Below are 25,118 nucleotides of genomic sequence, written 5' to 3'. Positions count from 1 at the left end.
ACAACTTCCATCCCTAATTAAATTGACATAAATTGTCCCCTTCCTTGACCATCTCTTATGTGATGGTCTTATTTTTTTGTTTACTCTACCTCTTATTTAAAACTCCCTCTCTCTTTCACTCTATATTCACACCCTGGTCACATCCAACTTTTATAGTATATGTACCGAAGCTGTTCCTCCCTAATTTATAAGACATTCCCCAGTGTCTTTGAATGGCTTCCATCCCTAATTAAATTGACATAAATTGTCCCCTTCCTTGACCATCCTATGTGATGGTCTACTTTGTTTTCTAACTAGATTCCCCAACTTTTTTGCTTACTTTAGCAAAAGCAATCTATATTTAAACACAAATTTTTACACGGAATATCCAGAAAATACCGTCAAAATAGGTAGTTTTTCGGTACAATTAATGTAGAAAGCAATTTCACAAAAATAAGGGGGGTTTTATTGAAACAAACAAAAGCAATCTTAATTGCATTATTTCTCGGTTTAGTTGTTGGACTCACTTTAAATTTAGCTGCACCATCCATTTTGAACCATTAAATCAATTTGTGTTCAATCCACTTGGTCAATTGTTTATTCGCCTCATTAAAATGCTAGTTGTTCCTGTTGTATTCATTTCTATCGTGCTTGGGGCTGCTGGGCTTGGAGACCCGAAACAACTTGGAAGAATCGGCTTAAAATCAATTTCATTCTTTCTTGTAACTACAGCCGTTGCTATCTCTATTGCAGTTACATTTGCACTGATTATTCAACCAGGATCTGGCGGTAACTTTAAAACAGAAGGGCTTAAATATGAAGGGGCAAAAACCGAAACATCTTTCGTCGATACATTGCTAAATATCGTACCAGATAACCCAGCAAAAGCGATGGCTGATGGAAACATGTTACAAATTATTGCCTTTGCCGTATTAATCGGACTCGGTATAGCTATTTTAGGAAAACGGGTCCAAGGTTACCCATTCATTACTTGAACAGGGCAACGAATTAATGATGTATCTTGTTAATCTCGTTATGAAATTAGCTCCAATCGGAACATTTGGATTGCTCGCTTCATCCGTTGGTAAAATGGGTCTTGCAGGCGTCGCTGCGATGTTCAAGTATATGATTGTCGTTATGCTAGTACTTATTATTCACGGCGTCTTCGTGTATGGCGGATTATTAAAGGTATTAGCAAAAGAAAGCATTGTCCGTTTCTTTAAACATTTCGGACCGGTAATGGCAATTGGGTTTAGTACATCTAGCTCTAATGCATCTCTTCCATTTGCAATGAAAACAGCACAAGAAAAACTTGGTGTTCCAAAAGCGATAAGTTCTTTTGTACAACCACTGGGTGCAACGATTAATATGGATGGTACTGCCATTATGCAAGGTGTAGCAACTGTGTTTATCGCTCAAGTATACGGAGTTGAGCTTACTATGTCCCAATTAGCTTTCGTCGTATTAACTGCTGTACTAGCTAGTATCGGTACTGCTGGTGTACCAGGTGTTGGACTTGTAATGCTTACGATGGTTTTAAATCAAGTAAATCTACCGGTAGAAGGTATTGCCTTAATTATCGGTATTGACCACATTCTAGATATGTCACGAACAGCTGTAAATATTTCCGGTGATGCAATTTGTGCAATGATCGTCGCAAAATCAGAAGAAAAATATAATACAGATCAATCTGCAGCATCTTAAATAAAAAAAAGGAGTGAAATGATTCACTCCTTTTTTGATTTACTTCCTTTTTTCGAACGATATTCTTTTCCTTTGTTATCATTACCAGTATCAAATTCCGCACTAAACTCTTGCTGAAATTGTCCTGATTTTGGTGAGCCTTGATTTCCGCTCCCTTTACTACCATTTCGATTTGTCATATTTTTGCCCCCTTCCTTTACTAGTAGTATGTTACATATTTTCTTTTTTATAATCTTTTACATACGAAAGAAGACCTTCCTCACATAGGGAAGGTCTTCTCCTTTAATACGTAAGCGTTTTCTTACTTGTAATGACTTAAATAAGTTTTTTAGAAATAGCTATCATTATATTCATTTCTTCTTCTGAAAGTGCGGAGAATCTTTCTTGTAAATATTTCTTTTTCTCCCCTTCCATTTTTGCAACTAAATCTTTTCCTTGCTCTGTAATCTCTAAATATACAACTCTGCGATCTGATGTAGAACGTGAACGGGTTACAAAGCCTTTATTAATTAATTTTTCTGTAACAGCTGTAATATGACTATTCGACACATTTAACTCATTAGCTACACGTGATACCATTTCTTTATTCGTACGGTTCAATATTCTAAGGACGATGAACTCATTCCACGGTATGTAACCACCAAATATTTTTCCAATATCATTACGCAACGTGCGAAACATAGCAAAAACATTTGTCGATAGTTCTTCCATTAATTGCTCTCGATTTTGAGACAATTTTGACAGCCCCTTTTATTTCATTTAGTTAAATAAAAACCTTATTAATAATTTTACATGAAATCTTACTTTTTGTCACCTTATTTCCCCATAATTCGTAGTTTTTTAATATACATTTCATGATACAATAAAATTAAATTTCCAGAAAAAGGAGATAGAATAGTGAGTGAAGAAGACAAATTTTCTAATCTCAATCTAAAAGATAAGACTTTGATTATTGGTTTTGTTATTCTGTTTCTCATTATAATTTTTGCATTTATATTCTTTGTATATGTAGGAATCTTTCATATTACAGGTATAGAGTATAGATCACGCACTGCTTTACTTCTATTTTTTTTATTAATCACTTTCTTAGACGGTATTACATTCTTTATCTTCGGTTTCCTCAAGGCGTTGCTATATCCAATGACAAAAAACATGCCAAATTGGCTGGCTATTACTCTTTTTGCAATCATTGAAATTACGCTAGATTGGTTCGTCATTCATACTGCCGACGATTGGGTAGAGAGTGTTCAACTGTCCAACATTGCTGAATTATGTGTCGTACTATTCCTTTTCCTATTAAATAAATTATTAAGTGACAAGAAGGAGTAAGAATACAAGCTTTTCTATATAAAAATTGGTACAATGAAAACAAATCATACTAAAGAGGTGTTACTTATGAACTTACAACAATGGGCTGATAAAGGTATGTCCTTTGATACATATGTGAATGAAATGAAAGTAAATCAATACGAGCTACTGCACATTTACAATAACTTTTTAATTCCAAATGAATTACTTCCTGTATTAGAAGAACGCCAAAATGATGGCTGGCGTGTTATCGTATTAACAGCTGATTGGTGTGGTGACGCTCTTTTATGCGTACCTGTTATGAAACGAATTTCTGAAGTTGCAAATATTGATATGAGATTATTAATTCGCGATGAAAACTTAGAATTAATGGATCAATATTTAACAAATGGAACAGCACGTGCCATTCCAATTTTTATTTTCATTGATAAAGATGGAAATGAACAAGCCGTTTGGGGACCACGCGCTCCAAAAGTACAAGAGTTAGTAACTTCAATGCGCGCTACATTACCTGAAAAAGAAGATCCAACATTCGAAGAAAAACAAAAAGAAATGTACGCTAATTTCCGTGCTACATTAGCGGATGATACTTCTCTTTGGGAACATGTAATGGAAAGCATGATGGAAAAAGTAGTAAAATAAAAAAACTGCCGAACTCGGCAGTTTTTTTATTACATAATGAAGAAATAGAATACCGCAGCTAAAATGAAACGGTAGTAAGCGAACGGTGTTAGTTTTACACGACCTAATAATTTTAAGAATGAAACAATTGCAAGCATCGCAACAACGAATGCTGTAATAAATCCTGTTGCAAATAACGGGATATCAGCCGCACTTAATATATCCCAGCTTTTAATTAAATCTAAACCACTTGCAGCTACCATCATTGGTACTGCTAAAATAAATGTATATTCAGCCGCCGCTGTATGTGACACGCGAGCTAATAAACCACCACTTATTGTAGAACCAGAACGAGAAAATCCTGGCCAAAGCGCTAAACATTGGAACATTCCAATTGTAAAAGCTTGCTTATATGTGATTTCATCTAATGTTCTTGCTGTACTTGGTTTCGAAAACTTCTCAGCAACAATCATTAAAATACCACCAGCCACTAAACTGATGACAACTGGGCCTGGCCCAAATAAAACTTCTTTAATCGCACTATGGAACAATACGCCAAGTACGCCGGCAGGAATCATCCCGATAATAATATGTAATAAATTTAACGATGGTCCCTCTGTTACTTTCCCTATACCTACTAAAGACCATAGACGCTTCCAAAATATAACAACAACTGCTAAAATCGATCCCAATTGAATAACAACTTCGAAAACTTTCGCTCTCTCGTCGTCAAATCCAAGTAAATGACCTGTTAAAATCATATGTCCTGTTGATGAAACTGGTAAAAACTCTGTTAAACCTTCAACAGCCCCCATGATTATTCCAATTAACCAATCAGCCACGAGTAGTGCCTCCTTAATAACGAATATGTAATTTTTCACACCTTATCATAATACCTTATCCCCTTTTAAAGTGCATCCTTTTTTTATTGATTGTACATGTTGTATGCGCGTATTTCTTTTCTATTTTTTGATTAAATTGTATGATAGTAAGAGTTTGTTTTTTTAGCGGAAAGGGGATTTTATGAAAGAAACTAATTCATTCTCACAAAAATTAAAGCAATTTGTATTACTATTTTTCCCGATTTTCGTAACGCAAATGTCATTATTTGCAATGAGTTTTTTCGATACGACAATGTCAGGGCACGCAAGTCCTATTGATTTAGCGGGTGTTGCTATCGGAACAAGTATATGGCTTCCCGTTAGTACCGGATTAACAGGAATTTTAATGGCTACCACTCCAATTGTTGCACAGCTCATTGGATCCAAGAAAAAAGAGGATGTTCCCCAAGTTGTCATACAAGCAGTATATTTAGCAATTTGTGCTAGTTTCGTGGTCATCCTTATCGGTTTCTTCGCTGTTTCACCTATTTTAAACGGCATGCGCCTGGAAGAACCTGTGGAACGTATTGCGGCACAATTTTTAAGTATTATTGCAATTGGAATTATCCCTTTATTTACTTACACTGTTTTACGCGGGTTTATTGATGCATTAGGAAAAACTCGCACAACGATGATCATTACATTACTATCATTACCAATTAACGTAGTATTAAATTATGTATTAATTTTTGGTCATTTCGGTTTTCCAAAACTCGGTGGTGTTGGAGCGGCAATTGCTTCTGCAGCAACCTATTGGTGCATTTTAATTATTACCGTTATTATTATTCGTACGAAAGAACCTTTCGCATCTTTCAATATCTTTAAACAATTATATCGTCCTTCTCTTTCAAGTTGGACTGAATTCTTAAAACTTGGCGTCCCTATTGGATTTGCTATCTTTTTTGAAACAAGTATTTTCGCTGCGGTGACACTTATGATGAGTAATTTTAGTACGACAACAATCGCAGCTCATCAAGCAGCTATGAACTTCGCTTCCTTGTTATATATGACTCCTTTAAGTTTAGCAATGGCAATGACCATCGCTGTTGGATTCGAAGTTGGAGCAAAGCGATACAATAACGCAAAACAATATGGATTTATCGGGATTGGCTTAGCACTTGCATTCGCCCTATTATATTCAATTCTTCTCTATTTCTTTGATGATGCAATTGCTTCTATTTATACGACAGATATACAAGTTCATCATTTAGCAAAAGAATTTCTTATATTTGCGATTTTATTTCAAATTTCAGATGCAATTGCAACTCCTGTACAAGGGGCACTACGTGGTTATAAAGACGTAAATGTTTCCTTAATTATGACATTAATCGCTTATTGGGTAATAGGTCTCCCTCTCGGTTACATATTAGCAACTTACACTGACTGGGCAGCAAAAGGATATTGGATCGGTCTTATTATCGGTCTAGCATTTGGTGCCACCTTCCTTCTTGTCCGTCTCTTTCAAGTTCAAAGAAAATATACAACAGAAAACCGCCGCTCACGATAGAGGGCGGTTTTCTTTATGCATATTTTTTCTTTGAACGTATAACATAATGAAAAAGAAAGGTGGATACATATGGACGAAAAAGAAAAAAAGCAATCATTCGATGAAGAATTCGCCCCTGAAATTTCACCTGGATATCGGCAAGATGTACATAAGACACCTAAATATAAAAACACCTCGTTTTTAATGGGCATTACCATTTTTGCCGCTGTGTTACTCGTACTCATCATTTTCGTTTATTTTTGATGGAGGGTGGTCTATTATATGAAGAAACAAAATTCCAATCGTTCAAAAAGAACTGTAAAAACAGAAAAAGGATATGCGGGTGATTCTGTTCTTACTCAGAAACAAGTCGAGCAAGGAAATTTATATATTGCTCAAAAAGAACTTGGTCAACAAAATGAAAATCTTTAGAATCCCTCAAAGAACTGGGGGATTTTTTTATCGGCTATTTGTGGCACTCATTCATGTTTCACTTTATTGTACGTACTGTTTTTGTTCTAACACTTTAAATATATTATTAACCTTTACAATTTTCATTTCATAATTCAATTTCATTTCGCTTCTCTTACCATTTTCAGTACCCGCAACGTATGCTACAGTTTTATAGAGAAAACTTTCATCCGTCACTTCACGTATATCCTCGTTTATAAATTTATACTCTAAATCCTGAAAACGATTTGGATAATAATTTTCTATTAATCGATCATACCCTCTATTAAAAAATATTTCTTCACCTTTTCGTTTCACATCTTCTTTATTATTAAACTCAAACACTGATAGTTGCTCTGTCACAAAATGTTCTCCTACCTTTTTCATTTCATTATGAGTTAAAGTTTCTATACTTTTGTTCTGTAATCCCTTATTTAACCCGTACTGATCAATCGGTTTATAACTAGCAAAAACCGCCTCTTTATATGACCAAAACACTCCAAAAGCGATACATAAAGAAGTGATTAGTATTCTTTTCTTCATAACAATCCCGCTCCCTCTTCATAATGATAGTTATATTTTAACATATAGAAAGAAAATTCTGATATCATGAAGTGGAATAACTTAACTTTGAAATGAGGAACAATGATGGACTCTTACAAACAATATATAAAAGAAGCTTTGCCTAATCTTTCTATACACTCCTATAAACAAAATGAAGAAGGGTGGGATAATGTAGCTATTATCGTAAATGATGAGTTACTGTTTCGTTTCCCGCGAAAACAGGAATATGCAATGCGCATTCCGTTAGAAAAAGAACTATGCACATGTCTCTCTTATTCACTACATGAAATTGAGGTTCCACAGTATCACCTATTCTATAGAAAAGATACTGATACTATTCCGTTTTGTAGTTACTATACTCTCATTCATGGTGAACCATTAAAAACAGACATAGTAATTAAGCTTGAGGATAAAGAACTGAAAATAATTATTACACAATTAGCTACCTTCCTTGCGACCCTACATAGTATTCCTTTAAAACAAGGTACAACGTTAGGATTCCCTGTTGAAAAAACACTTACCTACTGGAAAAAGCTACAAACTAAGTTAAATCAGTATGTTACTAATAGTCTTACTTCGTTCCAGCAATCATCTTTAAATCGTTTGTTCGAAAATTTCTTTACTTGTATCGATACAACCACTTTTCAAAATACAATTATTCACGCTGATTTTACACATCATCACATTTTATTTGATAACCAAAATAAAGATATTTCAGGGATTATCGATTTGGGTGATGCTCAAATTGGAGATCCCGCCTTTGACTTTGCTGGGCTATATTATGATTTCGGGCATGAATTTACTACATCAGTATATGAACAATACTGTACACTTACTTCACACCATGATCCATTACTCATTCACCGCATCACGAGTTTTTATCGGTACAGCCCTTTACTACATAATATTATTTATAACTTTGAAACAAAGAATGAACTTGAATTCCTAGCAGGTACTAAAAAACTGAAACTAATACTACAGGGATGAGATTATATTCTCTCCCTATACTCTCTTTCCTCATACATCATTAACTTTTTATCCATTTCAACAATGACTTTATACAGTTGAAATGCTTGTAAAATTTGTAGTTGAATCCCAAAAGGAGCATTCTGTTCTTTTAACCATTGAAATACTTTCATTTCATCTTCCATTGATTATTCCTCCCTTTATTAAAATCTGCTACAAATATACGGTAAATGATGAAAAGCTTTTCATGTCAATAACAAAAAAGGATGCAAAATTGCATCCTTTAATGTACGATATTTTTCTTCTGCTTCGCTTCTTTCTTTACTTCTTCCCCTTGGCATTCCCTACGAAACGCACAACTCATACACTCAGAACGAAAATGACGCTCTGTATAATGCTCAGGTTGTTGCAACATTTCTTTCATTCTAGATAAATCAGCCATGCCAGTTATAATATCTTCCTGTTTCGGAATGTACTCATACTTAGTTCCTTCTATTAAATTAATAACTTCAATTTTTCCGGGAAGAATTCCGAAAGCTTTATAACTGAATACTGTCATTAACTTTTGACAAAGAGCAAGCATTTCCTCATCCGCATCGACAACATACTTTTTAATTACAAACGACTCAGTACTCCACTCACCAACTTCTAATGTCAATGACATGTGGACACCTAACTCTTCCATATATGTTTGAAATTTTTCATATAAAAATAACGGCGGTGTCTGACTATCATCTCTTTCAACAAACTGTAATAAGTGATCCGTTAACTTCGCTAACACAATATAATACTCCGTCTTTGAAGCAAACATATTAATCCTTACTTTTTTCCAATACTTTTCTATTAATATTAAAAGTACGATTTTCGTTTGTTGGCCCGCAGGTAGTGTGTAATATTCATTAATAATTCGATTCACAATCATTTGTGCGATTTGTTGCCATTCAAATGAAGAAGGTTCTCTTCTTTTTATATGACGGAAATAAAATTTATGCGGACAACGCATAAAATCATACAAATGATAATCTGTCATCGTTTTGATTGCGATTTTCTCATGCACTTGCTCTTCATCTCCCTTCTGCCATTAAGAAAGGTGTTTTACAAATTCAGCTCCAAACTGTAAACATTTTTCTACATCTTCATCTTCTGGCGTTAATTCTACTTTTAGTCCTTCTAACACAACTGCAGCTCCGCGCTCTTGTAGCTTTTCTATTAAAATGTCAACCGCCACGCCGTATTTCGGATAAGCCGAATCACATGATCCGAATACTGCCGCTTTTTTCCCGGTTAAATCAATAGAATCCATTGCATCATAAAAATCTAAGAAATCATCAGGAAGGTCACCATCTCCCCAAGTGTAAGCACCTAAAATAATTCCATCATACTGTTCTAGTATAGAAGCTTCTGGTGAATCCATAATATCGATAACTTCAATTTCATTTTCTGTTTCACGAATTGCACCCGCAATATGATCAGCCATTTCCTCTGTATTTCCACTCATACTTGCAAAAATCATTACTAACTTACTCAACTAAATCTCTCCTTTTACCTTGTATCTCTTTTTCTGTTGGAAGCGTACTCTTCTCATCTACATATTCAGAACGAATTACATTTCGTTGCCATTCCATATGCTGATCAACATCTTTATTTTTATCTTTTAATCCCCTCCGCAGAAGGTGAAATTTTTTTCTCATTAACATGTCTCATCCATCCTATTGATAATAATTATCAATTTCAACTACCCTTAGATTAATTGACAGTGATTATCAATGTCAATAACTATTTTTTAAAAAATGATTAAAATGTACAAGCTTGTCCGTTAGCTATTCATATACTATAAATGAGCATAGTTCTTTCTCAGCCCTCTCTGACGGAAAGAAATAAAAGCAACTGCGATAGAGCGCAGTTGCCTTTTTTTATACTTTTCTATGATTTTAGTAGTCTTATCGCTGTCTCTAAAAATAATTCCACTCCATAAATTAAAGCTGATTCATCTACATCAAATTTCGGATGATGATGCGGATAACAAGTATCTACCTTTTCATTCCCCGTCCCCAATTTAATGAAGCAACCCGGTGCCTTTCTTAAATATGCTGAAAAATCTTCTCCTCCCATAGAAGGTTCAAGCTTCACAACACGCTCATTCCCAAACAAATGTAGTGCACTTTCTTCTACTACTTTCGTAATATATTCATCATTAATAACCGGATCATATCCGTATCGATACGTATATGTATACTTTCCTCCATGTGCCTTTGTGATTCCTTTCACGATTTGCTCAATTTTCTCTTCTGCTTCTATTCTTAACGCTTGATTAAAAGAACGCACAGTTCCCATTAAAGTTGCTGCATTAGGAATAATATTATCAGCCATTCCCCCATGAAACTGCGTAACTGAAACAACTCTTTGCATGAAAGCACTTGTATTTCTTGATACGATATGTTGTAAATTTGTAATAATCTGCGCTCCGATAGCAATAGGATCTATCGTTTCTTCTGGCCTCGCCGCATGCCCTCCTTTCCCTTGAATTTCAACTGTAAATACGTCTGGTGCCGCCATCATCGGTCCATACGCAATTCCGATTTTCCCGCTCTCCAATCCAGACATAACATGTAAACCTATTACATAATCAACACCATCCATCACGCCTGCCTCAACCATTTCTTGTCCCCCGCCAGGATACACCTCTTCTGCGTGCTGAAAGAAGAGACGAATCTCACCTACGAAATCTTCCTTTATATTTGATAGCACCTCCGCTGTACTTAACAAAATAGCTGCGTGAGCATCATGCCCACATGCATGCATCATTCCTTTATTCACAGACGTATAAGATTTCCTTGTCTCTTCTTGAATTGGTAAAGCATCTATATCAGCTCGAATCGCAACTACTTTCCCTTGTCCCGTCCCTCTTTTAATTGCTAGTACACTATACTTCGTCGGTCTCGTTACTTCAAAAGAAGAAAATGAACATAATGTATCATATATAAATTGTGAAGTTTCTTTTTCATGAAATGATAATTCCGGATATTTATGAAAATGCTGTCTCCACTTAATAATGTTTTCTTCTGAAATAAGATCCTTCCACATCCTCTTCATCAGAAATTCCTCCTCTTATGAAACTTTAACAATTCATACATTAACTATGAAAAACTCAAACAAATATTACATTTCTATACATTCTCCCAGACCACTTTTATACATTCACACAATCCACTTCCTATTTACATGTCAAACCCGTTACAAATTCATGCTGAATGTAATATAATTGCTAAGTTAGGGATTTTCTTTTTTAGTATTTAGTGCTAATATCAGAAAAGAGCCTTTTGACTTATTTTTACCTAAAATGTGGAATTTTGTTTTTTTCACAATAATGTAGGACATGATACCTACAAAGAGCTATCATTTCATTAAGAGAGGGAAAGACATGGAAAGATTAAAAGAGATATGGTCTCGACCACTCACACAATGGGTTGCAAAGACGGTTTATTACCTTGCAATTTTATTTGCATTACTTTGGTTGTATGGATTCCATGATACAAACACAAGTACATTTATTTACAACGAATTTTAGGGTGGGAACGTTATGAAGTTATTAGAACAAATTGAAAAGTGGGCTATTGAAACGCCTGATCAAACTGCTTTTGTTTGGCGAGATGCGAAAATTACGTACAAACAATTAAAGGAAGATTCTGATGCGTTAGCACATTGGATTTCTTCTGAGTATCCAGATGATCGTTCACCAATTATGGTGTATGGCCATATGCAACCTGAAATGATTATTAACTTTTTAGGATGTGTAAAAGCTGGACACGCTTATATTCCTGTAGATTTATCTATCCCAGCTGATCGTGTACAACGTATCGCTGAAAATTCTGGTGCGAAACTACTTTTATCAGGAACTGAAGTAACTGTAACTGATTTACCAGTTCGCATTGTAAGTGAAGACAACTTAAAAGATATTTTCTTTACTCATAAAGGGAACACTCCAAATCCTGAACATGCGGTAAAAGGTGATGAGAACTTCTACATTATTTACACATCAGGAAGCACAGGTAATCCGAAAGGGGTTCAGATTACTTATAACTGCCTTGTAAGCTTTACAAAATGGGCTGTAGAAGATTTCAACTTACAAACAGGACAAGTATTCTTAAACCAAGCACCTTTCTCATTCGATTTATCTGTCATGGATATTTACCCATCCTTAGTAACAGGTGGTACACTTTGGGCAATCGATAAAGATATGATTGCACGTCCAAAAGACTTGTTTGCTTCTTTAGAGCAATCGGATATACAAGTATGGACTTCAACACCATCTTTCGCAGAGATGTGTTTAATGGAAGCATCTTTCTCTGAGAGTATGCTACCGAACATGAAAACATTCTTATTCTGCGGTGAAGTGTTACCAAATGAAGTAGCTAGAAAATTAATTGAGCGTTTCCCGAAAGCGACAATTATGAATACGTACGGTCCAACAGAAGCTACTGTCGCTGTAACAGGTATTCACGTTACAGAAGAAGTGCTTGATCAATACAAATCACTTCCAGTTGGCTACTGTAAATCAGATTGCCGCCTTCTTATTATGAAAGAAGATGGTACGCTTGCACCTGATGGTGAAAAAGGTGAAATCGTAATTGTCGGTCCAAGCGTAAGTGTTGGATATTTAGGAAGTCCTGAATTAACAGAAAAAACATTTACTATGATTGACGGTGAGCGCGCCTATAAAACAGGCGATGCTGGCTATGTTGAAAATGGTCTTCTATTCTATAATGGTCGTCTTGATTTCCAAATTAAGCTGCATGGTTATCGAATGGAATTAGAAGAAATTGAGCATCACCTTCGTGCGTGTTCTTACGTAGAAGGAGCAGTTATCGTTCCAATTAAAAAAGGTGAGAAATACGATTATTTATTAGCGGTTGTTGTTCCTGGCGAACATTCATTTGAAAAAGAATTCAAATTAACATCTGCAATTAAAAAAGAACTCAATGAGCGATTACCAAACTACATGATTCCACGTAAATTCATGTATCAATCTTCTATTCCAATGACACCAAATGGAAAGGTAGATCGCAAAAAATTATTGAGTGAGGTTACAGCATGACCGCATATGGATCATTTTATTTTTTCGCTATAGTGGGCATTTTATTAATACCTACTATCATAGCTGGACTAAAAGGTAAAATGTTGCGTAAATATAATGCCGTTTTAACATTAGTAATGCTCGTTATTATCTTCTCGGATAAACCGAAGCAAGCGATTATGTTAGCCGCATTTATTATTTGGCAATATGCCCTAATTAAAGGCTATTTAATTTTAAGAAAACAAAATAATAGTACATTCATGTTTTGTATAGCTGTTATTTTATCGATTTTGCCACTTATTTTGGCAAAAATCGCACCATTTGTGCCTGAATTACATTTTATTGTTTTCGCAGGTATGTCTTACGTAACATTTAGAGCAGTACAAATGGTCTTTGAAGTTCGTGATAATTTAATTAAAGAACTTTCCTTCTTTAATTTCTGGGAATTCGTTTTATTCTTCCCTGCGATTTCAAGTGGACCTATCGATCGTTACCGTAGATTCCAAAAAGATATCCAAAAGCCACCTAGCGCTGAGGAATATCAAAAGTTACTATATACAGGGCTTAACCGTATTTTCCAAGGTTTTCTGTATAAATTTATAATTGCGCACTTGATAACAACATATCTTGTAAAGGCAGTATTCGCCAATCAAGATACACTTTTATCTAATGCGATTTTTATGTACGCTACTAGCATGCAATTATTCTTTGACTTTGCAGGTTATAGTGCGTTCGTAATTGGTATCAGTTACATGATGGGAATTAAAACTCCTGAAAACTTTAATAAGCCATTCCTTAGTCGTAACATTAAAGACTTCTGGAACCGCTGGCACATGAGTTTATCATTCTGGTTCCGTGATTTTATTTACATGCGTTTCGTCTTTTTTGCAACGAAGAAAAAGTTAATTAAAAACCGCTACACAATTTCGTATATCGGTGCATTTTTAAACTTCTTCATCATGGGAATTTGGCACATCCAAGGAAGCGCTGTTGCGCAGTATGTTATTTATGGTCTATATCATGCCGCACTGTTTATTTTATTCGATATTTTCGAGCGAAAAAACAAGAAGCATAAGTTTTGGCCAAACAATAAATTTACACATGTCCTTGCGATTGTAATTACGTTCCACGTTGTATGTTTCGGTTTCCTAATTTTCTCTGGACACCTTAACAGATACTTTTAATGCACCCTTCTTATACTAGTAAGAAGTTGCACATATAATATATTTCGGATATAAAGGAGATTTTAAAAATGGCAGAATTTAAAGAGCAAGTATTAGATATTTTAGAAGAAGTATGTGAAAACGATATTGTGAAAGAAAACTTAGATGTTCAATTATTTGAAGAAGGTATTCTTGATTCTTTCGCTGTAGTATCTTTATTAGTTGAATTCCAAGAGCGTTTAGATATTGAAGTTTCTATTTCTGATTTTGACCGTGACGAGTGGGCTACACCAAACATGGTTATTAAGAAGTTGGAAGAAATCCGATGAACAAAGCAAAATTTGGTCCGATGCTTTTAGCATTGGCCCTTTTTGCTGTATTCTTACTTATTCCAACGCGCTTCCTACTTCCACTTTTAAGTGATGAAAAAGTAGAACAAGCTGCCACTTCTTTAAAAGAAGAAAAGATTCAAAGTATGATATTACAGCAAAAGATGTTAGCAGACCCGAAATACCTTCCGATGTACGGTTCATCAGAATTCGCACGTATGGATGCTTTCCATCCATCAAATTATTTCAAAGTAAAGCCTGAAGGGTTCACACCATTCCTACTTGGACGCGGGGGAACACAAGACCTTGTACATGTGTTAAACTTTGCATCTACTATGGATCAATTGAAGGATAAGAAAATGGTATTCGTTCTTTCTCCTCAATGGTTTGTACCACAAGGTATTGATGAAACACACTTTGCACCTAACTTTTCAAAACAACAAGGCTATCACTTGCTTTTCAATGATGATTTAAAGCCTGAAATGAAAAAGCAAATTGCAAAACGTTTATTAAACTTTGAAATCGTCAAGAAAGAAACTTTACTAAAAATTTCGCTTGAAGGTATCGTTTATGATGATACAAAGCATAAAGTAAAAGCACTTGCTGCTAAACCTTTCGCTTATATTTATCGTAACATTTTAGATCGTAAAGATTTATTTACAGCAATGTTTGATATTAAACCGCATAAAGAAAAACTTGACCCTTCATTAAAACAAATGAATTGGGACGAGGCTCGTAAACATGCAGATCAAACTGGTGCAGTAGAATCAGGATCTAACGAATATGGTATCGAAGATGATTACTTCAATAGCAAAATTAAGAAGAAATTGAAGCAACGTGAAGGCTACTTAAAAAATGATGCTTATGATCAATCGCCAGAATATGAAGATTTACAAATTGTACTTGATTTATTAAAACAATCTGGTGCAAAACCACTCTTCATTTCTGTTCCTGTAAAAGGTCCTTGGTACGATTACGCTGGCTTCCCGAAAGAACGTCGCGAATTGTACTACAAGAAAGTTCATGAGCAAATTGAGAAAGCTGGCTATCCAATTGCTGACTTCTCAAATCATGAGTATGATAAATACTTCTTAAAAGATCATATGCACTTAGGTTGGAAAGGCTGGGTTTATATCGATGAGGCCATCCAACAATTTTATAAAGCAAACTAACGAAAAGACCACTTGAATTATTCAAGTGGTCTTTTTCTATATATATTTTGTAATTGTTCGATTGCGTTCTCTGCTTCTTTCATAACTCGCTCCACTACATGCTGAGCTGATTCTATTCGTGCTAATGATGACGCTTGCCCTGCCCAAAGCGACATGTATTCTCCTTTATTTTGTTTTGCTGCTTCTTGGCGTATTTTAGAGGTTAATACATTTTGCACTGGATACATCGGAAGCCCTTCTTCTTTCCCTTCATGTCTCTCTATAAATTCATTACGAATACCCCGCGCATATTTCCCGGAAAACGCACGGGTCACAGTTGTACTCGTATCTGTACTATGTAAAACTGCTTCTTTATACACATCATGCGTAATACTTTCTTCACTCGTTAAAAAGGCCGATCCCATTTGAACAGCTTCTGCCCTCAGTGAAAATGCCGCAACAAGCCCTTGTCCGTTCATTACACCACCTGCTGCAACAATTGGGATATGCGGGACTGCTGCTACTAACTGCGGAATTAATGCAAACGTCCCAATCATAGCGTCCTGTTCTTTCCCAATAAACGTTCCTCTATGCCCTCCTGCCTCGCTACCTTGACCGACAATAATGTCTACTCCTAATTCAGCAAGCACTTTCGCCTCTGCCACATGAGTAGCTGTTCCGATGACTTTGATTTCTCTTCTTTTCAATTCATCTATTTCTTCTTTTTCTAACATTTGAAATGCAAAGCTAACGACTGGCACTTTTTCTTCTACTAACACTTGTAATTGTTCTTTATAACTTTTTGGAAGCTTTAACTGCTCTTCTTCCTCTATACCGAATTCTCTATTCACTCCGCTAAGTAATCCCTTGGCCAAGTTTATCTTCTCTTCTTCTATTTGTATCTCTTTCGTTAACAGTAAATTAACACCGAAAGGCTTATCAGTTCGTTCCCTTATTTTATTAATTGCTTCACGAATTTGCTCAGGGCTCATATAGCCTGCTCCAAGCGTTCCTAGTCCTCCGCTATTACTTACAGCTGCAACAAGCTCAGGCGTCGTAATCGCACCTGCCATACCTGCTTGAATGATGGGATACTTAATTTGTAATAGATCTATTACGCGACTTGTAAACATCATTTCTCCTCCTATTCCCCTTATATCTTCTTTATTTGACAAACTTTCCCCTTCTTTTACAAGGGTTGAACTTCATAGGAAGCGAATATATTGAAAGGGAAGGAGGCTAAAAACAATGATATATCCAAATGCGTTACAACAAGGTGATACAGTAATGGTTATTGCACCGGCCGGCCCACCAATAATTGAAAATGTATTAAAAGGGGTAACCCTATTACAAGAAATGGGTTTATCTGTAGTAATCGGGAAGAGTGTTTATGAGAAATATGGATATTTAGCTGGAAGTAATCAAGTTCGGCTCGATGATATACATGAAGCATTTACAAATAATGAAGTAAAGGCCATTTTCTGTGCACGAGGTGGTTACGGAAGTGCTCGTCTCCTCCCTCACATTCAATATGAAATCATTCAGCAGAATCCAAAAATCTTTTGGGGATATAGCGATATTACAGCTTTACATACGGCCTTTTCACGTTATGCAAAGCTTGTTACTTTTCATGGTCCAATGGTTGAAGAACTAGGTAAAGGTGTAGATTCTCTTTCTTTATCTTCTTTCAATCAACTATTCCATCCGTATTCAACCATCTTATCTGCTTCAGAATGTATCGTACCTACCTCTCCATGTACAGTTACAGGCACATTGGCGGGAGGAAATTTAACTGTATTAACGAGTATAATTGGCTCACCCTATGAGATAAATACTGCTAATAAACTTTTATTACTTGAAGACATTGGGGAAGAACCGTATCGCATTGACCGTATGTTAAATCAGCTACTTTTATCTGGCAAGTTTAATGAATGTAGCGGTATTATTTTTACAAGTTGTCACGACTGCACTCCTTCTAAACCATCTCAATCATTGCAAACAATACTATATGAATATTTCGCACCATATCATATACCTGTTCTATTCGGTTTACCGATTGGACATATAAGCCCAAACATCGGGATTCCTCTTGGAGCTACAGCGACAATAAATACAAATAATAAAACACTCTCTATTTCTTCTGGCGTAGCCAATCCGTATTCAAATTAAAAAGGAAAAGCGATTCCGCTTTTCCTTTTATTTATAATAATTAAAAATTCGTCCAGATGCGATATCTGCAACTTCTTCTGGAATAAATGTTTTACTTATATCAGTGCCAACATTTAATACTGCTGTAGCATCTTTCTCAATGCTACCAAATAATTCTTTTCCACGTATCGTAATAAGGGGCGTTCCTTCTGGCAACACGTCTTTTACAAATTCCATTTGTGTAAAGAACGGAACAATCCATCTACCCTCTCCTTGGAAATGACGCAAACGAAGTATTCCTTCTGTTGCCCCGTCCTCTGCTTCTAGTGAACCAGCAACATAAAACTCAGTAGATAAGAGCAATTCATAAAATTCCTTTTGCTTCTGTTTATCGTCCCCTGCTACAACAAGTACTTCTTCTATTCTCTTTACCGGAATTTGCTCCATATGATGCCACCCCTATTTCAAAATGATTGTACTTAAATTATACGAAATATTCTTATTTTTTTCTACATAATTCGCAATTATTTTCTTAAAATAATTTTAACACTTCTTTTGTCGTTACAATCGTAGCAAACTCTTCATGTAAATTTACAAGTGTCATATTGTGAATATCCTCTGCATTATACTCTTTACCATCTAGACCTTTACGGTTAAAAGTAGCCGGTGCATCACTCACTAAATACGTTGTAAATCCTAAATTTCCTGCCATTCGTGTCGTAGTCTCCACACAATGATTTGTCGTTAATCCTACAACCACTACTGCATTACATTTGTTCTCTCTTAATTGCTCTTCTAAATTTGTCCCAATGAACGCGCTGTTAACAGATTTCTGAATAATCACTTCACCTGGTAATGGCTTCAGCTCTTCTTTAAAGTTCACCGTTTCCGCTCCTTCATAAAACATCGATTGAGCATTTTCTTTATTTACATGTTTAATATGAAAAACTGGTCGTTTCCTTTTTCTCCATTCTGCTAATAACATTCTCATGTTTTCTTCAGCAAAAAGATTATTTCTCTCGCCCCAGTATGGTAACTGAAACGCCTTTTGTACATCAATTATAATAAGTGCTATTTGATTAGTCATCATTTTCTCCTTCATTCGGCTGTAATTGAAACAGAAAACCAAGTTGTTGTGACGCAGTAATAAAACAAATATAAGCGCAAAGCTCTACAATTTCTTTTTCCGTCCAATATTGTTTCAATGCATGAAACATATTATCATCTATTGCCTTTTTATCATGAACAAATGTATGTGCAAAAGTAACTGCTACACTCATTTCTTCTACTTTTTGCATATCATCAGGTCTTCCCTTTGCCATACAGTACGGACATTCATTCCCGTACGCTAATGTTCTTCTCACTTGCTCCTTCAACTCTGCTGAAAGTGTTCCTTTATTGTACAGTGTATTCTCTACCATACTCCATGAATGTAATAGATCTGGATTATGCCCTAATAACTTTTGAAACTTTGTAACTCCTACATTTGATAATGAAATTCTCTCCATCATTTCCCCTCCTATTTCCTTCCGTTTTATTGTAAAATAAATAAAGTTCACTTTACATTTCATATGAATCTTAATTTATATTTTTCCTTTACAAAAATTATTATTTTACTGGAGGTATATTTACAAATGCAACTAGACCGTGTCGATCGAAAGATTTTAAATGAATTATATAATGATAGTCGCCTTTCCATGCGTGAATTGGCGAAACGAGTAAACTTATCTGCTCCGTCTACTGCAGAACGTGTTCGCAAACTTGAAAGTGAAGGCGTGATTCAAAAGTACACAATTGATATCGATTATAAAAAAGCAGGACTTGTTTTAGATTGTATTTTAGAAATCACTTTAAAAAATGGTGATACAACACGTATGCAACAGTTTATTCAGTCTTATCCATCTGCAAGTTTTTGTTACCGAGTAACAGGAAGCTTATGCTACATTGTAAAAATTTCTGTTCCTTCACTCGTTGAACTTGAAGATTTTATCAATGATGTTTCTTCATATGCAACGACAGTTTCTCATATCGTATTATCAGAAGTATCTCTTACTCCTGATATTGAACATATCTTCCCAGAAGCTTAATTTATTTTTATTCAAAAAACATTTAAAAACCCCTTACATTAAGAATAAAAATAATATATTATGTATTAAAATACATAAAGTTCGAGAAAGGGGCTTTACATTGAAAATCTGGTTTTATGAAAAAACGGCACAATTAGACGACTTGCTTGGCATTTGGGATAATGTTCCCACTATCCCTCGAATTGGTGAAAAAGTGGAGATTTTAAAAACAGTCCGTATCGTTACAGATATTAAATATGTAAAGAACGGTAATAATTTTCGTGTAGAAATTATTACAAATTAAAAAGTAGCTCTTTAGGAGCTACTTTTTAATTATCTATCCTGTGCTTTCTTTATAACAATTTTATCTTCTTCTACAGATACTGTTACATAATCATTTTCTTCTAATCGAAGCTTATTTACAGCCTCATCTGGTAGCTCTACAGCCATCAGTCTATCTGTTACAATTACTTGACTATACACTTCATTTTCTTGTGATGCACTCACTACTTTTTCCTCATTTATAAAGCGTACTGGTGGCACACCTACTTCTTTTACTGTACGCCATTGCTTCCAAACGTAAGGAATTAACCAAAGTAACCCAACAACTGTAAGACCGATACCGATCCATAAATTACTTTGTGTTTGTAATTCAGTAATTGAGATTGCGCTACTCTCTTCTCCACCGACAAATTGCATACTTGTTGCAATTAAATTATTTAGAGCGTGCACAGCGATATTCGTCCATATATTTTTCGTCTTTATGTATAAAAGACACATTACAACACCAAACATGAACGCACCAATAACATCAAAATGTCCTAGACCAAAAATAAGTGAAGATACGATTACAGCTTTTTTAATGCCCCATTTATAAGCCATGCGCTGTAAAAAGAAGCCTCTAAAAATAACCTCTTCCATAATAGGTGCTAATACACATGCTGAAATGAAAGTAAATATCGTCATATATACGTTACTCGTGTTAATAATATTTCCGTCTTCTAACATAGTAACTAAGAAATTCGGTAACGTATGTGCTAATATGTAAAATTGAATATGAGATATACCAACTGAAAAAATCATTCCCATTATCGTTGCTAATACAATTAATCCCCACGGTAAACGTCCTGGCTTATCAAAAAAACTGTTAAATACAACATTATTTTTATTTGTTTTTACGTATAACCAAAATAACGGAAATACAAAAAATAATGTTATTTGTGAAATAACTTCCATCGTATTCTCAGAAACATTTGATAGACCTAATGGAATCATCGTAAGGAACACCCCTATAATCATCCATCCAAAAAAGCTACGTAGTCTTATACGTGAAAATGCATAGTGCATATAGAACACCCCCAAAGATAGTAAAATAAATGGTGTGATAACTAAATTATAATATGAATATAGTTGAAATTCTTCCTGTTTGTCTCAAACACTTTTGAACAACATATATAGTAATCATTCTTTTCTTTCAATTGAAATCTACGAGAAAGTTATGTAATAAAAATCCCCGTTTTTACAAGCGGGGATTTCTTCTATTATAATACGTCACGTTTTTGGAATAATGCACTTGATGCTACAAGTAATACAACAAAGTATGCAGCTACAAGTAATAATGAAGTTGTAAATGTAAACTCTGTAAATGTTGGTTCCGTTCCACCACTTACTAGTTTATTACTATCGTACACACTTAAATTTAAATGGAAAAACACTACAAATTTCGCTACACCTTTTGCAAACATCATCAGTACCATATTAATTGGTCCTTGTAAGAAGAAGAGGAACATCGTAATAATTAATGGTAATACAGACTTTCTAAACACGTTTGCTAAGAAAAATGCAAGTGTTGCAAAGAAGAACGGTGAAAGTACTTGATATAAAGTAGATTTCATTACGATTCCTACCGTTAATTCTGTTTTACTACCATCCATTACAATTCCACCAATAATCATTGCAATTAAAGTGCTAGCAAATATGATAAACACTATAGTAAGTAACACTGTAATATATTTAGAGAATAAAACTGTAATTCGTTTTCTTGGACGGATTAATAACTGCTTAATTGTACCTTTTTGGAACTCATCAGTAATCATACGAGAAGCAATCGTAATCCCAAAAATTGTTGCAAACAAAGTAATTAAACCAATCTCTGAACTTGCAAAATCTAAATATGATCCTTTAAATTCACTTCCGTCTCCCCATTTCAGCATCGCTAAAACTCCCAAAATCTCCAATACTGCAATGACACCAATTAAAATATACATACCTTTTTTCGCATGTAACTTTAAAAATTCATTTTGAATTAATTTAAACATTACGCTTTCACTCCCCCTGTAATCGCTAAGAACTCATCCTCTAACGTTTTATTTTGAACAGTAACTCCGTATACAAGCACATCGTCATTCACAAGTTTTTTTACAAGTTGTGGGATTTCTTCTTTCATTACAGATACTGCAATTACATTTCCTTGCGTCTTACCTTTAATGATTTCATTTGCTTTCTGTACTTGATCTACTTCAAATGCTACAACTACTGTCTCATCGTGTTTCGCTTGTTCGTGTAAGTTGTACTCCTGCACAAACTCACCTTGCTTAATAATAACGACGCGATCACACATTAGTTCAATTTCACTTAATAAGTGACTTGATACGATTACAGCAATATTCTCTTCTTTCGCTAAACGTTGTAAATAATCACGAATTTGGCGAATACCAGCTGGATCTAATCCATTTGTTGGCTCATCTAAAATTAAGATTTTTGGCTGATGAAGTAATGCCTGTGCAATTCCTAAACGTTGTTTCATACCAAGTGAATATGTTTTCACCTTTTTATGAATCGCATGCTCTAATTCGACAAGCTTTACAATCTCAGCAATGCGCTCTTTACTAATTGGTGTAATTGCCATATTCGCAAAATGCTTTAAGTTTTGCATTCCAGTCATATAATCATATAGTTCAGGATTTTCTACAATCGCTCCAATTTGCTCTAGCGCCTTTTCACGCTCCGTGCGAATACTATGACCACAAATTGTAATATCGCCCTCTGTCATTGATATAAGACCTGTCATCATACGAATTGTCGTCGTTTTACCACTACCGTTCGGTCCAAGAAACCCGTACACTTCCCCTTCGCGAACTTCAAATGATAAACCGCGGATAATTTCCGTTCCACCAATCTTTTTTCGAACATTCTCTAACTTTACTACTACGTTTCCCAATGTCGATTCCTCCTTTAGACTTCTAGTTTTTTATCGATTATGCGACCTGTTATATAAACAAGTAGAACAAATATACCGATTGAAAAAGTAAGACTATATAAATTCATAAGTCTTTCTGGATATAATATGAGATTCATATCCGCCGATTCATCTATATAAACTAATTTTTTAATAAAAGTAGGTATAGGCGCAAGTCGGCCCAGCATTTCATATATCAGATTGATTACTTTCGTTACTAGTAAAAATAGGAAGAAAATAATTACGTACTCCATTTTTTTCTTTTTCAAAGAAAATACTTTCACACCAGCTACTATAAAAAGTAAGACTAACAATATACTTGATAAATTAAATACATATAACACGCTACTAAATAACTGCTTTACCATATCTAGCGTAAGTGTACTTTCGGTAAATAACAATTCATGGAGTTCTGTACCTTTTATTACTTTCATCGAGATACTATAGAAAAACATAGCACCTATTAATTCAAAACACATTAAGCTAATTGCTGCATATGACAATATTGCTAAAACAATTTTTTTACCAGATATCGGTGTTAACCGAAATAATTTACTTTCAGTCATTTTCCCAAACGCAGACATCGCCTGCAGAAATACTAATACCGCAAAAATTAAATAAACTAAGAATACTAAAGCAATTGTAATCATTTGCCTTACTTCTCCTGATTCTTGTTTAATATAATTCCCCATACTTACAAAAGCGACAGCTGCAATAAATATGAATGACAATAACGAAATGAAAATTTGTTTTTTATTCGCATTGTACATATATATTAAACTGGCCTTCATCTACTAAACACCTCCTTAAACACATCTGTGACAGCTTTTCCTCGTTGGAAACGTAATTCCTCTACATTTTCATGCAGTACACTTTCACCATCTTTTAAAAAGATTACTTCGTCAAAAATATTTTCCACTTCTCCAATTAAATGTGTTGCAATTAAAATCGTACAATCTTCGCGATAAAACTGTAAAATAAGTTCTAATACGTGTTCTCTAGAAACAAGATCAATTCCGCCAAGCGGTTCATCTAGTACGTATAACTTTGCTTTCCTCGAAAATGTTAAAATAATTTGTAGCTTTTCAACCATACCTTTTGATAAAGCTGTAATTTTTTCTTCTAACGGTATTTTAAATTCCGCAATCGTATCTACCGCTTTTTGAATGTCGAAGTCTTTATAAAAATCTCGATAGAAGAATAAAGAATCTTTTACCGTCATCCAATCATCAAATACTGGTTTATCCGACATAAAAGAAACAATTTCTTTCGTTTCTAATCCTACTTTTTTACCAGCGATTGTAATACTGCCTTCAGAAGGATGCTGCAGACCGGCAATCATTTTCAATAACGTCGTTTTCCCGCTTCCGTTATCTCCGACGAGTCCTATAATTTTCCCTTCCGTAATCTCTATGTTTAATTCACGGATCACTGCTTTTAATCCGTATCTCTTCCATAAGTTTTCTATTTTTAATAACTCTGTCATTCGCTCTCCTCCCTCTTCTCATGTAATGAAGAACGAAGGATTGTAAGAATTTCTTCTTCTGAAAAACCTAAATTGTCCATTCCATCTATAAAAGAATGAAGTAATTCTTTCGCCATCTCTTTTCGCAGCTCCATAATTTTCTCCCCTTCATTCGTTACATATCGACCCATTCCTCTACGTGTTACAACAACCCCATCCCGTTCTAGCTCTTGAAATGTACGCTGAATCGTATTTGGATTTACTTGTAATTCACTCGCTAATTCACGTACAGAGGGAATTTTATCACCAGGCAATAAATGTCCTGTTACGATTTCTTTTTTTATGTATTCCATTACCTGAATGTATATTGGTGTATTTGGAGAAAACTCTATTTTCATTTCTTCCCTCCTTTTGTATTGGTGTACTAGTTAAATAATACACCGATACAAAAGGATTGTAAATACCCATTTAATTACAAAAAAGTTCTATCCAGCTAATGGATAGAACTTTTTTAACGAAAATCGT

33 protein-coding genes and 1 pseudogene are annotated in these 25,118 nt (G+C 34.8%); 15 read left to right on the top strand and 19 right to left on the bottom strand.

What is annotated here, in order from left to right; genetic code table 11:
* The first annotated feature begins 447 nt into the window (after window positions 1-447).
* Window positions 448-1,683: pseudogene (locus tag AC3WTA_RS14570) on the top strand (dicarboxylate/amino acid:cation symporter).
* Between the two features lie 23 nt (window positions 1,684-1,706).
* Here the strand turns inward: AC3WTA_RS14570 and AC3WTA_RS14565 are convergent.
* Together AC3WTA_RS14565 and AC3WTA_RS14560 are read right to left on the bottom strand one after the other, a co-directional pair.
* On the bottom strand, window positions 1,707-1,862 hold the full coding sequence (locus AC3WTA_RS14565) for a hypothetical protein (RefSeq protein ID WP_000184929.1): 156 nt from the start codon (window positions 1,860-1,862) through the stop codon (window positions 1,707-1,709).
* Between the two features lie 136 nt (window positions 1,863-1,998).
* The gene (locus tag AC3WTA_RS14560; protein ID WP_000081441.1) at window positions 1,999-2,418 is read right to left on the bottom strand and encodes a MarR family winged helix-turn-helix transcriptional regulator; all 420 of its coding nucleotides are present in this window, start codon (window positions 2,416-2,418) and stop codon (window positions 1,999-2,001) included.
* Between the two features lie 162 nt (window positions 2,419-2,580).
* Between AC3WTA_RS14560 and AC3WTA_RS14555 the strand changes: the two genes are divergently transcribed.
* Together AC3WTA_RS14555 and AC3WTA_RS14550 are read left to right on the top strand one after the other, a co-directional pair.
* Window positions 2,581-3,012, top strand: a complete 432-nt coding sequence (locus AC3WTA_RS14555; protein ID WP_492332919.1) for a YrvL family regulatory protein — start codon at window positions 2,581-2,583, stop codon at window positions 3,010-3,012.
* A 33-nt stretch (window positions 3,013-3,045) separates the two neighbouring features.
* Entirely contained in the window at window positions 3,046-3,633 is a 588-nt protein-coding gene (locus tag AC3WTA_RS14550) for a thioredoxin family protein (RefSeq protein ID WP_002070995.1), read from the top strand.
* A gap of 29 nt (window positions 3,634-3,662) precedes the next feature.
* Here AC3WTA_RS14550 and uppP read toward each other — a convergent pair whose 3' ends face one another.
* Window positions 3,663-4,454: a bacitracin resistance undecaprenyl-diphosphatase gene (uppP, locus tag AC3WTA_RS14545; RefSeq protein ID WP_000796250.1), complete on the bottom strand. Its 792-nt coding sequence runs from the start codon at window positions 4,452-4,454 to the stop codon at window positions 3,663-3,665.
* A gap of 181 nt (window positions 4,455-4,635) precedes the next feature.
* On the opposite strand from uppP, the gene AC3WTA_RS14540 reads away from it, so the two are divergent.
* From AC3WTA_RS14540 to AC3WTA_RS14530, 3 genes are all read left to right on the top strand, one after another.
* Complete coding sequence (locus tag AC3WTA_RS14540; protein WP_000665397.1) at window positions 4,636-6,000, top strand: MATE family efflux transporter; 1,365 nt, start codon at window positions 4,636-4,638, stop codon at window positions 5,998-6,000.
* A 69-nt stretch (window positions 6,001-6,069) separates the two neighbouring features.
* Window positions 6,070-6,243 carry a hypothetical protein gene (locus AC3WTA_RS14535; RefSeq protein WP_000343561.1) on the top strand — a complete coding sequence of 58 codons (174 nt, stop codon included), beginning with the start codon at window positions 6,070-6,072 and terminating at the stop codon, window positions 6,241-6,243.
* 18 nt (window positions 6,244-6,261) lie between these two features.
* On the top strand, window positions 6,262-6,411 hold the full coding sequence (locus AC3WTA_RS14530) for a hypothetical protein (RefSeq protein ID WP_000744621.1): 150 nt from the start codon (window positions 6,262-6,264) through the stop codon (window positions 6,409-6,411).
* A gap of 63 nt (window positions 6,412-6,474) precedes the next feature.
* Here the strand turns inward: AC3WTA_RS14530 and AC3WTA_RS14525 are convergent, their stop codons facing one another.
* Window positions 6,475-6,972, bottom strand: coding sequence for a hypothetical protein (locus AC3WTA_RS14525; protein WP_000746043.1), 498 nt, complete (start codon window positions 6,970-6,972; stop codon window positions 6,475-6,477).
* Between the two features lie 105 nt (window positions 6,973-7,077).
* Between AC3WTA_RS14525 and AC3WTA_RS14520 the strand changes: the two genes are divergently transcribed.
* Window positions 7,078-7,980: an aminoglycoside phosphotransferase family protein gene (locus tag AC3WTA_RS14520; RefSeq protein ID WP_070168572.1), complete on the top strand. Its 903-nt coding sequence runs from the start codon at window positions 7,078-7,080 to the stop codon at window positions 7,978-7,980.
* A gap of 2 nt (window positions 7,981-7,982) precedes the next feature.
* On the opposite strand, the gene AC3WTA_RS14515 is transcribed toward AC3WTA_RS14520, so the two are convergent.
* The 5 genes from AC3WTA_RS14515 to amaA all read right to left on the bottom strand — a co-directional run bounded on the left by AC3WTA_RS14515 (window position 7,983) and on the right by amaA (window position 11,052).
* Window positions 7,983-8,144 (bottom strand): hypothetical protein, encoded by a 162-nt coding sequence (locus AC3WTA_RS14515; RefSeq protein ID WP_064476702.1) that lies wholly within the window; start codon window positions 8,142-8,144, stop codon window positions 7,983-7,985.
* A gap of 98 nt (window positions 8,145-8,242) precedes the next feature.
* Window positions 8,243-9,016, bottom strand: a complete 774-nt coding sequence (locus AC3WTA_RS14510) for a hypothetical protein (protein ID WP_048561412.1) — start codon at window positions 9,014-9,016, stop codon at window positions 8,243-8,245.
* Between the two features lie 24 nt (window positions 9,017-9,040).
* Window positions 9,041-9,487 carry a flavodoxin gene (locus AC3WTA_RS14505; RefSeq protein ID WP_000041146.1) on the bottom strand — a complete coding sequence of 149 codons (447 nt, stop codon included), beginning with the start codon at window positions 9,485-9,487 and terminating at the stop codon, window positions 9,041-9,043.
* Window positions 9,480-9,656, bottom strand: a complete 177-nt coding sequence (locus AC3WTA_RS14500) for a hypothetical protein (protein WP_064476703.1) — start codon at window positions 9,654-9,656, stop codon at window positions 9,480-9,482. Before AC3WTA_RS14500 ends, AC3WTA_RS14505 begins: the two co-directional genes overlap by 8 nt.
* A 226-nt stretch (window positions 9,657-9,882) precedes the next feature.
* Window positions 9,883-11,052, bottom strand: coding sequence for an N-acyl-aliphatic-L-amino acid amidohydrolase (gene amaA, locus AC3WTA_RS14495; RefSeq protein WP_070168571.1), 1,170 nt, complete (start codon window positions 11,050-11,052; stop codon window positions 9,883-9,885).
* A 328-nt stretch (window positions 11,053-11,380) separates the two neighbouring features.
* Here amaA and AC3WTA_RS14490 point away from each other — a divergent pair, with 328 nt between their 5' ends.
* The 5 genes from AC3WTA_RS14490 to dltD all read left to right on the top strand — a co-directional run bounded on the left by AC3WTA_RS14490 (window position 11,381) and on the right by dltD (window position 15,697).
* Window positions 11,381-11,527, top strand: coding sequence for a teichoic acid D-Ala incorporation-associated protein DltX (locus tag AC3WTA_RS14490; protein ID WP_000440293.1), 147 nt, complete (start codon window positions 11,381-11,383; stop codon window positions 11,525-11,527).
* A 12-nt stretch (window positions 11,528-11,539) separates the two neighbouring features.
* Window positions 11,540-13,054, top strand: coding sequence for a D-alanine--poly(phosphoribitol) ligase subunit DltA (gene dltA, locus AC3WTA_RS14485; protein ID WP_492332918.1), 1,515 nt, complete (start codon window positions 11,540-11,542; stop codon window positions 13,052-13,054).
* The gene (gene dltB / locus AC3WTA_RS14480; RefSeq protein WP_088106965.1) at window positions 13,051-14,217 is read left to right on the top strand and encodes a D-alanyl-lipoteichoic acid biosynthesis protein DltB; all 1,167 of its coding nucleotides are present in this window, start codon (window positions 13,051-13,053) and stop codon (window positions 14,215-14,217) included. The genes dltA and dltB overlap by 4 nt, the downstream gene beginning before the upstream one ends.
* A 68-nt stretch (window positions 14,218-14,285) precedes the next feature.
* On the top strand, window positions 14,286-14,525 hold the full coding sequence (dltC, locus tag AC3WTA_RS14475) for a D-alanine--poly(phosphoribitol) ligase subunit DltC (protein ID WP_000807310.1): 240 nt from the start codon (window positions 14,286-14,288) through the stop codon (window positions 14,523-14,525).
* The gene (dltD, locus tag AC3WTA_RS14470) at window positions 14,522-15,697 is read left to right on the top strand and encodes a D-alanyl-lipoteichoic acid biosynthesis protein DltD (protein ID WP_001030275.1); all 1,176 of its coding nucleotides are present in this window, start codon (window positions 14,522-14,524) and stop codon (window positions 15,695-15,697) included. The genes dltC and dltD overlap by 4 nt, the downstream gene beginning before the upstream one ends.
* 17 nt (window positions 15,698-15,714) lie before the next feature.
* Here the strand turns inward: dltD and AC3WTA_RS14465 are convergent, their stop codons facing one another.
* Complete coding sequence (locus AC3WTA_RS14465; protein ID WP_000495246.1) at window positions 15,715-16,809, bottom strand: NAD(P)H-dependent flavin oxidoreductase; 1,095 nt, start codon at window positions 16,807-16,809, stop codon at window positions 15,715-15,717.
* A gap of 115 nt (window positions 16,810-16,924) precedes the next feature.
* Between AC3WTA_RS14465 and AC3WTA_RS14460 the strand changes: the two genes are divergently transcribed.
* Complete coding sequence (locus AC3WTA_RS14460; protein WP_492332917.1) at window positions 16,925-17,845, top strand: S66 peptidase family protein; 921 nt, start codon at window positions 16,925-16,927, stop codon at window positions 17,843-17,845.
* A 27-nt stretch (window positions 17,846-17,872) separates the two neighbouring features.
* On the opposite strand, the gene AC3WTA_RS14455 is transcribed toward AC3WTA_RS14460, so the two are convergent.
* From AC3WTA_RS14455 to AC3WTA_RS14445, 3 genes are all read right to left on the bottom strand, one after another.
* Window positions 17,873-18,271 carry an SseB family protein gene (locus tag AC3WTA_RS14455; RefSeq protein ID WP_000435201.1) on the bottom strand — a complete coding sequence of 133 codons (399 nt, stop codon included), beginning with the start codon at window positions 18,269-18,271 and terminating at the stop codon, window positions 17,873-17,875.
* 85 nt (window positions 18,272-18,356) lie between these two features.
* Window positions 18,357-18,911 carry a cysteine hydrolase family protein gene (locus tag AC3WTA_RS14450; protein ID WP_000184441.1) on the bottom strand — a complete coding sequence of 185 codons (555 nt, stop codon included), beginning with the start codon at window positions 18,909-18,911 and terminating at the stop codon, window positions 18,357-18,359.
* The gene (locus tag AC3WTA_RS14445) at window positions 18,904-19,395 is read right to left on the bottom strand and encodes a carboxymuconolactone decarboxylase family protein (RefSeq protein WP_097860091.1); all 492 of its coding nucleotides are present in this window, start codon (window positions 19,393-19,395) and stop codon (window positions 18,904-18,906) included. The genes AC3WTA_RS14450 and AC3WTA_RS14445 overlap by 8 nt, the downstream gene beginning before the upstream one ends.
* Before the next feature lie 63 nt (window positions 19,396-19,458).
* Here AC3WTA_RS14445 and AC3WTA_RS14440 point away from each other — a divergent pair, with 63 nt between their 5' ends.
* Both AC3WTA_RS14440 and AC3WTA_RS14435 read left to right on the top strand, forming a co-directional pair.
* A complete protein-coding gene (locus AC3WTA_RS14440; protein WP_001175491.1) occupies window positions 19,459-19,911 on the top strand; it encodes an Lrp/AsnC family transcriptional regulator in 453 nt (150 codons plus the stop codon).
* 100 nt (window positions 19,912-20,011) lie between these two features.
* A complete protein-coding gene (locus AC3WTA_RS14435; protein ID WP_000707104.1) occupies window positions 20,012-20,194 on the top strand; it encodes a DUF3913 family protein in 183 nt (60 codons plus the stop codon).
* Between the two features lie 29 nt (window positions 20,195-20,223).
* Here AC3WTA_RS14435 and AC3WTA_RS14430 read toward each other — a convergent pair whose 3' ends face one another.
* The 6 genes from AC3WTA_RS14430 to AC3WTA_RS14405 all read right to left on the bottom strand — a co-directional run bounded on the left by AC3WTA_RS14430 (window position 20,224) and on the right by AC3WTA_RS14405 (window position 24,991).
* The gene (locus AC3WTA_RS14430; RefSeq protein ID WP_000558815.1) at window positions 20,224-21,237 is read right to left on the bottom strand and encodes a CPBP family intramembrane glutamic endopeptidase; all 1,014 of its coding nucleotides are present in this window, start codon (window positions 21,235-21,237) and stop codon (window positions 20,224-20,226) included.
* Window positions 21,238-21,431: 194 nt separating this feature from the next.
* Window positions 21,432-22,208: an ABC transporter permease gene (locus tag AC3WTA_RS14425; RefSeq protein WP_000475441.1), complete on the bottom strand. Its 777-nt coding sequence runs from the start codon at window positions 22,206-22,208 to the stop codon at window positions 21,432-21,434.
* On the bottom strand, window positions 22,208-23,110 hold the full coding sequence (locus AC3WTA_RS14420) for an ABC transporter ATP-binding protein (RefSeq protein ID WP_000528799.1): 903 nt from the start codon (window positions 23,108-23,110) through the stop codon (window positions 22,208-22,210). The genes AC3WTA_RS14425 and AC3WTA_RS14420 overlap by 1 nt, the downstream gene beginning before the upstream one ends.
* A 14-nt stretch (window positions 23,111-23,124) precedes the next feature.
* A complete protein-coding gene (locus AC3WTA_RS14415) occupies window positions 23,125-23,919 on the bottom strand; it encodes a hypothetical protein (protein ID WP_000647930.1) in 795 nt (264 codons plus the stop codon).
* Entirely contained in the window at window positions 23,916-24,614 is a 699-nt protein-coding gene (locus tag AC3WTA_RS14410) for an ABC transporter ATP-binding protein (RefSeq protein WP_000137713.1), read from the bottom strand. Before AC3WTA_RS14410 ends, AC3WTA_RS14415 begins: the two co-directional genes overlap by 4 nt.
* Window positions 24,611-24,991 (bottom strand): GntR family transcriptional regulator, encoded by a 381-nt coding sequence (locus tag AC3WTA_RS14405; RefSeq protein ID WP_000687513.1) that lies wholly within the window; start codon window positions 24,989-24,991, stop codon window positions 24,611-24,613. Before AC3WTA_RS14405 ends, AC3WTA_RS14410 begins: the two co-directional genes overlap by 4 nt.
* Window positions 24,992-25,118 lie beyond the last annotated feature (127 nt).

Source organism: Bacillus sp. EB106-07-01-XG149 (assembly GCF_058791555.1).
This window is presented reverse-complemented; position numbering and strand designations above follow the sequence as displayed.